Raw genomic sequence first — 13,096 nt, 5'->3', positions numbered from 1 at the left:
GTGTGAATTCCTCAGAAGCCGTTGGGGGCGCGGGTGTGCCAGTCGGTCACCTGTTGGTAGCGGTGCGCGACGTTGAGCAGGCGGCCTTCCTGGAAGTATGGCGCCAGCAGTTGCACGCCGACCGGCAGGCCGTCGACGAAGCCCGCAGGCATCGACAGGCCTGGCAGGCCTGCCAGGTTGGCGGTGATGGTGTAGACGTCTTCGAGATAGGCGGCAACCGGGTCGCTGCTCTTGGCGCCGAGCTTCCAGGCCGGGTTTGGCGTGGTCGGGCCGAGAATCAGGTCGACATCGTTGAAGGCGGCCATGAAGTCGTTCTTGATCAGGCGGCGGATTTGCTGCGCCTTCACGTAATAGGCGTCGTAGTAGCCGGCCGACAGGGCGTAGGTACCGACCATGATACGGCGCTGTACTTCAGCGCCGAAGCCTTCGCCGCGTGAGCGCTTGTAGAGGTCGGTGAGGTCTTTCGGCTCTTCGCAGCGGTAGCCGAAGCGTACGCCGTCGAAACGCGACAGGTTGGAAGAGGCTTCGGCCGGGGCGATCACGTAGTAGGCCGGAATGGCATGCTGCATGTTCGGCAGGCTGATTTCCTTGACCACTGCGCCGAGCTTTTCCAGCTCTTTGACGCTGGCCTGGACCAGGTCGGCGATGCGTGGGTCGAGACCGGCGCCGAAGTACTCTTTCGGCAGGCCGATGCGCAGGCCCTGAAGTGAAGCGTTCAGGTTGGCGCTGTAGTCCGGCACCGGCTCTTCGATGCTGGTGGAGTCCTTGGCGTCGAAACCGGCCATGCCTTGCAGCAGCAGCGCGCAGTCTTCGGCGGTGCGGGCCAGCGGGCCGCCCTGGTCGAGGCTGGAGGCGTAGGCGATCATGCCCCAGCGTGACACACGACCGTACGTCGGCTTGAGGCCGGTGAGGTTGGTCAGTGCCGCGGGCTGGCGGATCGAGCCGCCGGTGTCGGTGCCCGTGGTGGCGGGCAGCAGGCGCGCGGCCACTGCAGCGGCCGAACCACCGGATGAGCCGCCTGGCACGTGCTCGAGGTTCCACGGGTTCTTCACCGCGCCGTAATGGCTGGATTCGTTGGCCGAACCCATGGCGAACTCGTCCATGTTGGTCTTGCCCAAGGTGACCATGCCGGCTTCGGCCAGCTTGGCGACCACGGTGGCGTCATAGGGCGCCTTGAAGTTGTCGAGCATCTTCGAGCCGCAGCTGGTGCGTACGCCGTTGGTACAGAACAGGTCTTTGTGGGCGATCGGTGCACCCAGCAGCGCGCCGGTTTCGCCAGCGGCGCGACGGGCATCGGCGGCACGCGCCTGGCCCAGGGCCAGGTCGTCGGTGATGCTGATGAAGCTGTTGATCTGAGGGTCGAGCTGTTTGATGCGCGCCAGTAGCGCGCCGGTCAGCTCTTCGGAAGAAAACGATTTGTCGGCGAGTCCGCGGGCGATCTCGGCCAGGGTCAATTGATGCATGGCAGGCTCTATCCCTTACTCGATGACTTTGGGAACCAGGTACAGACCGCTTTCGGTCGACGGCGCAATGGCCTGGTAGGCGTCGCGCTGGTTGCTTTCGGTGACTTGGTCGGGACGCAGGCGCTGGCTGGCCTCCAGCGGGTGGGCCAGGGGCTCGATGCCAGTGGTATCGACCGCTTGCATCTGGTCGACCAGGCCGAGAATGCTGTTCAGGGCGTCAGTAATGCGTGGCAGTTCGCCATCATTCAGGCCCAGGCGGGCCAGATGGGCGATCTTTTCCACGTCGCAGCGTTCAAGCGCCATGAGGATCTCCAAGGGAAACAAAGAACGGAATTTGGGTCCGCAGTGAGGAACATGTCAGCTTTCTGGCGGTCTAACGGCCGCGAAATTCTGCTGGCGTGCTCGGAAAAACAGCCAATTTAACATATTGGCTCCTTGCCCAAAATCCCTGCCATTGTTAGAGTTTGCCGCACTTTTTTACCCACGCTTTCCCCAGGGTCACTTTCCCATGTTCAAGAAACTGCGTGGCATGTTTTCCAGCGATCTTTCGATCGACCTGGGTACTGCCAACACCCTTATTTACGTGCGTGAGCGCGGTATCGTCCTGAATGAACCCTCGGTTGTTGCCATCCGTACCCATGGCAACCAGAAAAGCGTCGTCGCCGTCGGTACCGAAGCCAAACGCATGCTGGGCCGTACGCCTGGCAACATTGCAGCCATTCGTCCGATGAAGGACGGCGTCATCGCCGACTTCAGCGTCTGCGAAAAAATGTTGCAATATTTTATCAACAAGGTTCACGAGAACAGCTTCCTGCAGCCAAGCCCGCGCGTGCTGATCTGCGTGCCGTGCAAGTCGACCCAGGTAGAGCGCCGCGCCATCCGCGAGTCGGCCCTCGGTGCGGGTGCCCGTGAAGTGTTCCTGATCGAAGAGCCGATGGCCGCTGCCATCGGTGCAGGCCTGCCGGTTGAAGAGGCCCGCGGTTCGATGGTCGTCGATATCGGTGGTGGTACCACTGAAATCGCCCTGATCTCGCTGAACGGCGTGGTCTATGCCGAGTCCGTCCGTGTGGGCGGTGACCGCTTCGATGAAGCCATCGTGACCTACGTGCGCCGCAACTACGGCAGCTTGATCGGCGAATCCACCGCCGAGCGTATCAAGCAGGAAATCGGTACTGCCTACCCAGGTGGTGAAGTACGTGAAGTCGACGTGCGTGGCCGCAACCTGGCCGAAGGTGTGCCGCGTGCCTTCACCCTGAACTCCAACGAAGTGCTCGAAGCGCTGCAGGAATCGCTGGCGACCATCGTCCAGGCGGTCAAGAGCGCCCTCGAGCAATCGCCGCCCGAGCTTGCTTCGGACATCGCCGAGCGCGGCCTGGTGCTGACCGGTGGTGGTGCGCTGCTGCGTGACCTCGACAAACTGCTGGCCCAGGAAACCGGCCTGCCGGTAATCGTTGCCGAGGACCCGCTGACCTGCGTCGCCCGTGGCGGCGGTCGCGCCCTGGAAATGATGGACAAGCACGCGATGGACCTGCTCTCCAGCGAGTGATCCCGCTCGCTGTTCACGAGCGCCCGGTTTACAGGTAGTACACACAGTGCTACCTGTATGTGCCGCGCTGGTGCCCGTTTGGGGCACCGTATCCGTCAACCCGCAACCAGGCTGGTGCGTTGTTCCATGTCCAATGACCTCCTGAGTCGTCCACGAGGAACGGCCCATTAAACCGCTTTTCTCCAAGGGCCCTTCGCTGGGCGTTCGCCTCCTCGTTCTTGTGGTGATGTCGGTCGCGTTGATGGTTGTCGACGCGCGCTTCGACGTGCTCAAACCCGTGCGCAGCCAGATGGGCCTGGTGTTGATGGAATCGTACTGGATCACCGATTTGCCGCAGCGTGCCTGGCAAGGTGTGGCCGGCCAGTTCGGTAGCCGCACCGAGCTGATTGCCGAAAACGAGAAGCTCAAGACCGAAGCCCTGCTGCTGCAGGGGCGCCTGCAGAAGCTGGCAGCCCTGACCGAGCAGAACGTGCGGCTGCGCGAGTTGCTCAACTCTTCGGCGCTGGTCAACGAAAAGGTTGAAGTGGCCGAGCTGATCGGTGTCGACCCCAACCCGTTTACCCACCGCATTCTGATCAACAAGGGTGAGCGTGATGGTGTGTTCCTGGGCCAGCCGGTGCTCGATGCCCGCGGCCTGATGGGCCAGGTCGTAGAGTTGATGCCCTACACCGCGCGGGTACTGTTGCTGACCGATACCACCCACAGCATTCCGGTGCAGGTCAACCGCAACGGTCTGCGTGCCATCGCCAGCGGCACTGGCAACCCGGAACGCCTGGAGTTGCGCCATGTGGCCGACACTGCCGACATCAAGGAAGGCGACCTGCTGGTCAGTTCCGGCATGGGGCAGCGCTTTCCTGCCGGCTACCCGGTGGCCACGGTCAACGAAGTGATCCACGATTCCGGCCAGCCCTTTGCCATCGTTCGTGCCATCCCTACCGCCGCACTCAACCGCAGCCGCTATATGCTGCTGGTGTTCAGTGACCGACGTAGCCCGGAGCAGCGCGCCACCGATGCCGCCATTGCCCAGGAAGAGGCTGATCGCAAGGGCGCTGCACCTGCTGGCCATCCGACCGCTACCAATGATCAGGTCGCACCCGCCGCTGGCACGCCTGCCGCGTCGGTCACACCGGCAGCACCGGCCACTCCGGTCGCGCAGCCAGCAGTCCCGTCTGCTGCACCTGCCACGCCGGCCGCACCCGCTCAACTCCGGAGGCAATGATGGCTGCATCACGCCGCAATAACGGCTGGATCATCTGGCTTACTTTCGCCATCGGCCTGCTGCTCAGCGTTTCCCCCATGCCGCAGTTCATGGAGGTGTTCCGGCCCATGTGGCTGGCCTTGCTGGTGTCGTTCTGGACCCTTGCCGTGCCGAACAAAGTCGGCATGACCACGGCGTTCGTGTTGGGCCTGGCCGAGGACGTGCTGTATGGCACCCTGTTGGGGCAGAATGCGCTGGTTCTTACCTTCATCACCTTTCTGGTGTTGTCCCTGCAGCAGCGTCTGCGCATGTTCCCCATGTGGCAGCAAAGCCTGGTCATTCTGGTGATCTTTGGTATCGCCCAGTTGATCCAGCTGTGGCTCAGCGCACTGACCGGCAACCGCCTACCCACCCTGGCGCTGGTCTGGTCGGCGGTGATCAGTGCCTTGCTCTGGCCGTGGATCAGCTTTGCCTTGCGCGACCTGCGTCGACGCTTGCATATCAACTGACGGCAACGCGCCGCTGACAGGGAGATGTCTGAATGACCCCGTTATACCTGGCTTCCGGCTCGCCCCGTCGTCGTGAACTGCTGACGCAGATCGGCGTGCCGTTCATCGTCATCAGTGCTCCCGTCGATGAAACTCCGCTACCCAGCGAAAGCGCCCCTGCCTACGTCGAACGCCTGGCCCGGGCAAAGGCTGCCGCCGGCCTGGCCAGCATCGATGGCCCGGCTGTAGTGCTCGGCGCTGACACCGCAGTGGTACTCGATGGTCGTATTCTCGGCAAGCCGGAAAACCGCGAAGATGCCTTGGCCATGCTGGCTGACCTGTCAGGCCGTGAGCATCAGGTGCTGACCGCTGTCGCTCTGGACGATGGCCAGCGGGTGCACAGTTTTTGCGTTACCAGCAAGGTGCGCTTTCGCGCCATCGGCACCGATGAAGCGCAACGCTATTGGGCCAGCGGCGAGCCAGCAGACAAGGCTGGCAGCTATGCCTTGCAGGGGCTGGGTGCGGTTTTCGTCACCGGCCTTTCCGGCAGCTACTCGGCGGTGGTCGGCTTGCCGCTCTGTGAAACGGCCGATTTGCTTGGCCAGTTCGGCATCGCCTGCTGGCAATCGCTCGCGCATACGCCAGAGGTAACAAACCCGCAGTAGCCAGCAGTGCATACGCCATCCATCATAAGAAAGAACCTTTGACGAGAGCCTGCCATGAGTGAAGAGATCCTGATCAACATCACCCCGATGGAGTCACGTGTGGCGGTGGTGGAAAACGGGGTGCTGCAGGAAGTGCACGTCGAGCGCACCCAGCGCCGTGGCATCGTCGGCAATATCTACAAGGGCAAGGTGGTGCGTGTGCTGCCAGGCATGCAGGCGGCCTTCGTCGACATCGGCCTTGAGCGCGCTGCATTTATCCATGCCTCGGAGATCTCCCAGCGTGAAGGCTCGGCGGTAGAGAACATCACCGCACTGGTACATGAAGGCCAGGCTCTGGTGGTGCAGGTGACCAAGGACCCGATCGGCACCAAGGGGGCGCGCCTGACCACCCAGCTATCGATTCCGTCGCGCTACCTGGTGTACATGCCACGCAGCAGTCATGTCGGTATCTCGCTGAAAATCGAGGACGAAGCCGAGCGTGATCGCCTCAAACAGGTGGTCAGCGACTGCATGGATAGCGAGAACATCAAGGATGCCGGCGGCTTCATCCTGCGCACCGCCGCCGAAGGCGCGCGTGCCGAGGAGATCTTGCAGGACATTCGCTACCTGCGCCGCCTGTGGGAGCAGATTGGCACCCAGATCAAGACCTGTGGCGCGCCCACGGTCATTTATGAAGACCTTGGCCTGGCCCTGCGTACCCTGCGTGACCTGGTCAACCCGAAGATCGAGAAGATCCGCATCGACTCGCGGGAAACCTTCCAGAAGACCACGCAGTTCGTCGGCGAGCTGATGCCGGAAATAGCCGACCGCCTCGAACATTACCCGGGCGAGCGCCCTATCTTTGACCTGTACGGCGTCGAAGACGAGATCCAGCGGGCCCTGGAGCGCAAGGTGCCGTTGAAGTCCGGCGGTTACCTGGTGGTCGACCCGGCCGAAGCGATGACCACCATCGACGTCAACACCGGGGCTTTCGTCGGCCATCGCAACCTCGAAGAAACCATCTTCAAGACCAACCTCGAGGCCGCTACCGCCATCGCCAGGCAACTGCGCCTACGCAACATTGGCGGCATCATCATCATCGACTTCATCGACATGGAAGACGAAGATCACCAGCGCCAGGTTCTGCGTACCCTGGAAAAACAGCTGGAGCGCGATCACGCCAAGACCAACATCATCGGCATCACCGAACTGGGCCTGGTGCAGATGACCCGCAAGCGCACGCGGGAAAGCCTGGAGCAGGTGCTGTGCGAGCCGTGCCTGGCCTGTCAGGGCCGCGGCAAGCTGAAAACGCCCGAGACCATCTGCTACGAAATATTCCGCGAGATCCTGCGTGAGGCCCGCGCCTATCAGGCCGAAGGCTACCGTGTGCTGGCCAACCAGAAGGTGGTCGACCGCCTGCTGGATGAGGAGTCAGGCAACGTGGCGGAACTGGAAGCCTTCATCGGTCGAACCATTCGCTTCCAGGTCGAGTCGATGTATTCGCAGGAACAGTACGACGTGGTGCTGCTCTGAGGCCTTCTGAAACACGCCACGGTATCGTCGGGCTGGTAAAACCGGCACTACGGGCCATCATGGATAAACGACTTGGAGGGCCATGGCCATGGGACGTCTGAACCGCGTTCTTGTCGCTCTGACCCGCTGGGGGTTGGGCATTTGTGCCCTGCTGGCCGTATTGGTGGCGCTGTATGTCAGCCTTGGCCGTGAACTGGTGCCGCTGGTCGCCGAGTACCGTGCCGACTTAGAAAGCAAGGCCGAGCAGGCGCTGGGCCTGCCCGTGCATGTCGGTGCCCTGGAAGGGCACTGGAGCGGGTTGGCCCCCGTGCTGCGGGTGCGCGACCTGCAACTGGGCGAAGGCACCAAGGCGCTGCGGCTTGACGACGTCATGGTAGTGCCCGACATCTGGGCCAGCCTCACCGCCCGTGAAGTGCGCCTGGCGCGCATTCAGCTGGGCGGGCTGCAACTGATCCTTCGCGAGAACGAGCAGGGCGCCTGGAGCCTGGAGGGCCTGCCGAAGAAGGACGACGCGCCGCTGGACCCTGCCGACATGCTGCAGCGCCTGCGGCAGTTGGGGCGCATCGATGTATTCGACAGTCTGGTCACCCTGCACCCCTGGCAGCGCGACCCGCTGACCCTGACTTATGTGAGTGCTGGCCTGCAGGCCGGTGCCACACGTCAGGCATTGGACTTGCGCGCGACCCTGCCTGATGGCCAGCCCCTGGCGCTGAGCCTGAACAGCCGTATGTCGGCCGAGGCTTGGCGTGATGGCGAGGTACAAGCCTATGTGAGCCTGCCGCAAAGTGACTGGGCACATTGGTTGCCACCCAGGGTGTTGGGGCAGTGGCATGCGGATACCCTGCGGGCGGGCGGTGAGTTCTGGATCGGCTGGGGCAAGGGGCAGTTGCAACGGGCCGTCGTAAGGCTCAATGCACCCAGGCTGCAGGGGGCCTATGCCGGGCGCAAGGCTGCCGACCTGAATAACCTCGCTTTGGGCGCCTGGTTCCAGCGCCGGGAGCAAGGCTTCGATGTGGTCGTCGACTCGTTGGCCATGGACCTCGGCAAGGCCCGCTGGGAGTCTCACCTGCAGTTGCAGCAGCGCCCTGGCCAGAACGCAGCCGATGAAAGCTGGCAGTTACAGGCCGACCGTCTCGACCTCACTCCGCTGACTCCGCTGATCGACGCCCTGGCACCATTGCCGGACAAGGTGAAGGATGTGGTCGATGGCTTGAAGGTGACCGGTGCGTTGCGCAATGTGCGCCTCGAGGTCAGGCCCAAGGCCGAGGGTGACCAGCGCCTGCAGTTCGCGGCCAACCTGGAGAAGGTAGGCTTCGATGCTTATTACAACGCTCCGGCGGCCGGTAACGTCAGTGGCAGCATCAGCGGTGACCTGGGCCACGGCGAGCTGCGCCTGGATACCGATGCGTTCATGCTGCATCTGTACCCGATCTTCGCCAAGCCCTGGCACTACCAGAAGGCGAATGCGCGCCTGACCTGGACCTTGGACAAAGACGGTTTCACCCTGATTGCGCCCTATCTCAAGGTGCTGGGCGAAGAGGGCAAGATCGCCGGCGACTTCCTGATTCGCCTGTTCTTCGAGGAAGGCCGCGAGGACTACATGGACCTGCGCGTCGGCCTGACCGAAGGCGATGGCCGCTATACCGCCAAGTATCTGCCCGAAGTGCTCAGCCCGGCCCTCGACGAATGGCTGCGCAGCGCGATCATCAAAGGTGCTGTGGACCAGGGCTACTTCCAGTATCAGGGCTCGCTGAACCATGGCGCAGCACCGGAGGCGCGCAGCATCAGCCTGTTCTTCAAGGTGCATGACGCCGCCCTGGACTTCCAGCCCGGTTGGCCACAGGTGCAGCATGTGGATGGCGATGTGTTCATCGAGGACAGTGGCGTGCGCATCTTGGCCCGGCGAGGCGTGCTGCTCGACACCAAGGTCAGTGATGTAACAGTCGATATCCCGCATGTCGACGGTGACCAGCACAGTCACCTTTACCTGGACGGCGACTTCGACGGTAGCCTGGGTGATGGCCTGAAGATTCTCAAGGAGGCGCCCATCGGCACTGGTGAAATTTTCGCCGGCTGGGAAGGTGAGGGGCCGCTGAAGGGCAAGGTCAAGCTCGATATCCCGCTGGCCCATGGGCAGCGCCCAAAAGTGCAGGTGGACTTCACCACCAGCGATGCGCGCCTGAAAGTTGCTCCGCCAAGCCTGGAGTTGAGCCGCCTGAAGGGAGACTTCAGCTTCGATTTCGACAAGGGTCTGAGTGGCAAAGGCATCAGCCTACAGGCCTTCGGCAAGCCGGTAACGGCTCGAATAACCGCTGAAGGTCAGGCTGGGCAGATGCAGACCCGCATCAATGCCAATGGCCAGGTATCGCTCAAGACGCTGACTGACTGGCTGCAATTCAACCAGGCTTTGCCGGCATCCGGTGACCTGCCGTATCAGTTGCAACTCAGTCTGGGGAGCCGGGACAACCACCTGAGTGTCACTTCCAGCCTCAAGGGCCTGGCCATCGACCTGCCGGCTCCGTTTGGCAAAGCGGCGGCAGATACCCGTGACAGCCGTTTCGACATGAGCCTTCAGGGACCGGAGCGGCAATTCGATGCCGCCTACGCCGACCTTGCCCGCTTCGCCTATGCCGCACCGGCCGAGAAGTTGACTCAGGGCCGTGGCGAGCTAGTGCTGGGCACAGGCGACGCCCGGGTACCTGCCAGCCAAGGGCTGAGGGTGCGCGGGCGACTGGAGACGCTGGACCTGGCCCCCTGGCAGGAACAGGCTGCCCGGCTGGCTGGCGACGACCCGGGTGGCAGCGCGCGGCAGAACTTGCAAAGCGTCGACCTGAGCATCGGCCAGTTGAAAGTCTTCGGCATGGATCTGAACCAGGCCGTGGTTCGCCTGGCCCGGGCCGGCCCGGCCTGGGATTTGCGCCTCGACAGCAAGGAAGTCATCGGTAACGCACGCGTTCCGGATGCCAAGGGCGTGCCCATGGCCGTGCGCATGCAGACCTTGCGCCTGCCTGCCGCCAGCGCCGCTGAGCAGCAGGCTGAAGACGGCCCCGACCCGCTGGCCTCGTTCGATCCGCGCAAAGTCCCGGCACTGGACCTGAGCATCGACAAGCTCTATCGCGGTGACGATCTTTACGGCAGCGCCTCGATCAAGCTGCGGCCGACCGCACGTGGCGTTAAAGCCAGTGATATCGACCTCGATCTGAAGGGGTTGCGCATCGATGGCGGCGGTGGCTGGGAAGGTGAAACGGGCAAAACCAGCAGTTGGTACAAAGGGCGCCTTGACGGCAAGAATCTGGCGGATGTGCTCAAGGCCTGGGGCTTTGCCCCGACTGTGACCAGCCGCGACTTCCGCCTGGATGTGGATGGCCGCTGGCCGGGCTCGCCCGCCGCGGTGGGCCTGAAACGCTTCTCGGGCAGCATGGATGCCGCGCTGCGCAGCGGCCAGTTCGTCGAGGTCGAAGGCAGCGCACAAGCACTGCGGGTGTTCGGCCTGCTCAACTTCAACTCGATTGGCCGGCGCCTGCGTCTGGACTTTTCCGACCTGTTTGACAAGGGCCTGGCCTATGACCGGGTCAAGGGCTTGCTGGTGGCCAGTAGTGGCGTGTACGTGACCCGCAATCCGATTACCGTGACCGGCCCGTCGAGCAACTTCGAGCTCGACGGCAGGCTGGACATGGTCAGCGACCGGGTCGATGCTGACTTGCAGGTGAGCCTGCCGGTGACCAACAACCTGCCGCTGGCAGCGTTGATCGTCGGCGCGCCGGCTGTGGGCGGTGCGCTGTTCCTGGTCGATCGGCTGATCGGTGACCGCGTGTCACGCTTTGCCAGCGTGCACTACCGTGTCGAAGGGCCGTGGAAAGAGCCTAGAATCACATTTGTGAAACCTTTCGAGAAATCCCGCTAGGAGTACCCATGAAGGCAGCGGTAATCCAGATGGTCAGCCAGGACGACGTGCAGGCCAACCTGCAGCGTGCCGGTGCCCTGTTGGAGCAGGCCGCGTTGGGCGGCGCGCGGTTGGCGGTGCTGCCGGAGAACTTTGCCGCCATGGGGCGCAAGGACGCTGCTGCCATCGGCCGTGCCGAGGCTTTGGGGCAAGGGCCCATTCTGCCATGGTTGAAACGCACCGCCCGCGACCTCAAGTTATGGATTGTTGCCGGTACTTTGCCCTTGCCACCGGCCGGCCAGCCCGATGCCAAGGCCCATGCGTGCTCGTTGCTGATCGATGAACACGGCGAGGTGGCGGCACGGTATGACAAGCTGCACCTGTTTGACGTGGACGTGGCCGACAACCGGGGCCGTTACCGCGAGTCGGATGACTACGCACAGGGTGCTCAGGTAGTGGTGGCTGATACGCCGGTCGGGCGGCTGGGGCTGAGCGTGTGTTACGACCTGCGCTTTCCCGAACTGTACAGCGCGCTGCGCGCTGCCGGCGCGGAGCTGATCACCGCACCGGCAGCTTTTACTGCAGTGACCGGCGCAGCACACTGGGAGGTGCTGGTGCGTGCCCGGGCCATCGAAACCCAGTGTTACCTGCTGGCTGCGGCACAGGGCGGCGCCCACCCCGGTCCACGGGAAACCCATGGTCATGCGGCGATCGTCGACCCTTGGGGGCGCATTCTCGCAGAACAGGCGCAAGGTGAAGCGGTACTGCTTGCCGAGCGCGACATTGAAGAACAAGCGTCCATTCGGGCGTGCATGCCGGTGGTATCGCACCGGCGCTTTTTTTCGCAGGGCGCGTTGCGGCCTGCGCACACCTCGGAGTGACTATGAGCCAGATGTTATCCACCGTCAGCGAGCAGCTCCTGGCCCCAGGCGGCTTGACCCTGGACAGCCTGCAGAGCGTGCTGGGTGAGTTGGCTGGCCCCGGCATCGACGCCGCCGACCTGTATTTCCAGGGCCAGATCTCGGAAACCTGGGCGCTGGAAGACGGCATCGTCAAAGAGGGCAGCTTCAACCTCGACCAGGGCGTGGGCGTGCGTGCCCAGTCCGGCGAAAAAACCGGCTTCGCCTACAGCAACGCGATCAACCTTGAAGCGCTGACCTCGGCAGCCCGTGCTGCCCGTTCGATTTCCCGTGCCGGGCAGAACGGCACGGTGCAAGCCTTCCGCAGCCAGGAGGTGGCCGCCCTGTATGCCGCGGACAACCCGCTGGACGTGCTCAGTCGTGCCGAAAAGGTCGAGTTGCTTAAACGTGTCGATGCCGCCACCCGTGCCCTGGACCCGCGCATTCAGCAGGTCAGCGTGAGCATGGCTGGGGTTTGGGAGCGTATTCTGATTGCTGCGGCCGATGGCAGCCTGGCCGCCGACGTACGTCCGCTGGTGCGCTTCAATGTCAGCGTCATCGTCGAGCAGAATGGCCGTCGCGAACGCGGTGGGCAGGGCGGTGGCGGGCGTACCGATTACCGCTTCTTCACCGAAGAGCGGGTGATGGGCTATGCCCGCGAGGCTCTGCGCCAGGCCCTGGTGAACCTGGAAGCGATCCCGGCGCCGGCCGGTACCTTGCCGGTGGTGTTGGGCCCGGGCTGGTCGGGCGTGCTGTTGCACGAGGCTGTTGGCCATGGCCTGGAAGGCGACTTCAACCGCAAGGGCAGTTCGGCATTCAGCGGCCGCATTGGCGAGAAAGTGGCGTCGAGCCTGTGCACCATCGTTGACGATGGCACCCTTGAAGGCCGCCGTGGTTCTCTGAGCGTGGACGACGAAGGCACCCCGACCGAATGCACCACGCTGATCGAGAATGGTGTGCTCAAGGGCTACATGCAGGACAAGCTGAACGCGCGCCTGATGGGCATGGCAGTGACCGGCAACGGCCGCCGTGAATCTTACGCGCACCTGCCGATGCCACGCATGACCAACACCTACATGCGTGCCGGCGAAAGCGACCCGCAGGAGATCATCGCGTCGGTGAAGAAGGGGATCTACTGCGCCAATCTCGGTGGTGGGCAGGTGGATATCACCAGCGGCAAGTTCGTGTTCTCCACCAGTGAGGCCTACCTGATCGAGGACGGCAAGATTACCGCGCCGGTGAAGGGCGCAACCTTGATCGGTAATGGTCCCGAGGCGATGAGCCGGGTTTCGATGGTCGGTAACGACCTGGCACTGGACAGCGGGGTAGGGACGTGCGGCAAGGACGGGCAGTCGGTGCCGGTCGGGGTGGGGCAACCTACCTTGAAGCTGGATGCGATTACCGTAGGCGGTACGGGCGCTTGATGGCTTCGGGAGTCGTTG

Annotated in this window: 10 protein-coding genes; 8 read left to right on the top strand and 2 right to left on the bottom strand. The window is 63.3% G+C overall.

All coding sequences use genetic code 11. The annotated features are described in order from the left end of the window. Nucleotides 1-11: 11 nt before the first annotated feature. Both gatA and gatC read right to left on the bottom strand, forming a co-directional pair. Nucleotides 12-1,463: an Asp-tRNA(Asn)/Glu-tRNA(Gln) amidotransferase subunit GatA gene (gene gatA / locus J3A98_RS19385; protein ID WP_176683757.1), complete on the bottom strand. Its 1,452-nt coding sequence runs from the start codon at nucleotides 1,461-1,463 to the stop codon at nucleotides 12-14. 15 nt (nucleotides 1,464-1,478) lie between these two features. Further along, the gene (gene gatC, locus J3A98_RS19380; protein ID WP_003255165.1) at nucleotides 1,479-1,766 is read right to left on the bottom strand and encodes an Asp-tRNA(Asn)/Glu-tRNA(Gln) amidotransferase subunit GatC; all 288 of its coding nucleotides are present in this window, start codon (nucleotides 1,764-1,766) and stop codon (nucleotides 1,479-1,481) included. A gap of 205 nt (nucleotides 1,767-1,971) precedes the next feature. On the opposite strand from gatC, the gene mreB reads away from it, so the two are divergent. From mreB to tldD, 8 genes are all read left to right on the top strand, one after another. Then, complete coding sequence (gene mreB / locus J3A98_RS19375) at nucleotides 1,972-3,009, top strand: rod shape-determining protein MreB (protein WP_003255163.1); 1,038 nt, start codon at nucleotides 1,972-1,974, stop codon at nucleotides 3,007-3,009. Between the two features lie 166 nt (nucleotides 3,010-3,175). Next, on the top strand, nucleotides 3,176-4,228 hold the full coding sequence (mreC, locus tag J3A98_RS19370) for a rod shape-determining protein MreC (protein WP_209969917.1): 1,053 nt from the start codon (nucleotides 3,176-3,178) through the stop codon (nucleotides 4,226-4,228). Next, complete coding sequence (mreD, locus tag J3A98_RS19365) at nucleotides 4,228-4,716, top strand: rod shape-determining protein MreD (protein WP_176683756.1); 489 nt, start codon at nucleotides 4,228-4,230, stop codon at nucleotides 4,714-4,716. Before mreC ends, mreD begins: the two co-directional genes overlap by 1 nt. Nucleotides 4,717-4,748: 32 nt before the next feature. Continuing rightward, the gene (locus J3A98_RS19360; protein WP_209967848.1) at nucleotides 4,749-5,360 is read left to right on the top strand and encodes a Maf family protein; all 612 of its coding nucleotides are present in this window, start codon (nucleotides 4,749-4,751) and stop codon (nucleotides 5,358-5,360) included. Nucleotides 5,361-5,414: 54 nt separating this feature from the next. Next, the gene (rng, locus tag J3A98_RS19355) at nucleotides 5,415-6,872 is read left to right on the top strand and encodes a ribonuclease G (RefSeq protein ID WP_021781845.1); all 1,458 of its coding nucleotides are present in this window, start codon (nucleotides 5,415-5,417) and stop codon (nucleotides 6,870-6,872) included. A gap of 82 nt (nucleotides 6,873-6,954) precedes the next feature. Further along, the gene (locus J3A98_RS19350; RefSeq protein WP_209967846.1) at nucleotides 6,955-10,776 is read left to right on the top strand and encodes a YhdP family protein; all 3,822 of its coding nucleotides are present in this window, start codon (nucleotides 6,955-6,957) and stop codon (nucleotides 10,774-10,776) included. 8 nt (nucleotides 10,777-10,784) lie between these two features. Next, on the top strand, nucleotides 10,785-11,636 hold the full coding sequence (locus tag J3A98_RS19345; RefSeq protein WP_209967844.1) for a carbon-nitrogen hydrolase family protein: 852 nt from the start codon (nucleotides 10,785-10,787) through the stop codon (nucleotides 11,634-11,636). A gap of 2 nt (nucleotides 11,637-11,638) precedes the next feature. After that, nucleotides 11,639-13,078, top strand: coding sequence for a metalloprotease TldD (gene tldD / locus J3A98_RS19340; protein ID WP_209967842.1), 1,440 nt, complete (start codon nucleotides 11,639-11,641; stop codon nucleotides 13,076-13,078). The last annotated feature ends 18 nt before the right edge of the window (nucleotides 13,079-13,096 follow it).

Origin of the sequence: Pseudomonas sp. BP6, assembly GCF_017875935.1 — a bacterium.
In the GTDB taxonomy this organism is placed as follows: domain Bacteria; phylum Pseudomonadota; class Gammaproteobacteria; order Pseudomonadales; family Pseudomonadaceae; genus Aquipseudomonas; species Aquipseudomonas putida_Y.
Note: the sequence above shows the minus strand (reverse complement) of the source record. Positions and strands in the feature narration are given on the sequence as shown.

Excerpts from the sequence above, each read along its gene's own strand:
- gatA (WP_176683757.1), bottom strand. The coding sequence starts at position 1,463 with ATGCATCAATTGACCCTGGCCGAGATCGCCCGCGGACTCGCCGACAAA.
- gatC (WP_003255165.1), bottom strand. The coding sequence starts at position 1,766 with ATGGCGCTTGAACGCTGCGACGTGGAAAAGATCGCCCATCTGGCCCGC.
- mreB (WP_003255163.1), top strand. The coding sequence starts at position 1,972 with ATGTTCAAGAAACTGCGTGGCATGTTTTCCAGCGATCTTTCGATCGAC.
- mreD (WP_176683756.1), top strand. The coding sequence starts at position 4,228 with ATGGCTGCATCACGCCGCAATAACGGCTGGATCATCTGGCTTACTTTC.
- J3A98_RS19360 (WP_209967848.1), top strand. The coding sequence starts at position 4,749 with ATGACCCCGTTATACCTGGCTTCCGGCTCGCCCCGTCGTCGTGAACTG.
- rng (WP_021781845.1), top strand. The coding sequence starts at position 5,415 with ATGAGTGAAGAGATCCTGATCAACATCACCCCGATGGAGTCACGTGTG.
- J3A98_RS19350 (WP_209967846.1), top strand. The coding sequence starts at position 6,955 with ATGGCCATGGGACGTCTGAACCGCGTTCTTGTCGCTCTGACCCGCTGG.
- J3A98_RS19345 (WP_209967844.1), top strand. The coding sequence starts at position 10,785 with ATGAAGGCAGCGGTAATCCAGATGGTCAGCCAGGACGACGTGCAGGCC.
- tldD (WP_209967842.1), top strand. The coding sequence starts at position 11,639 with ATGAGCCAGATGTTATCCACCGTCAGCGAGCAGCTCCTGGCCCCAGGC.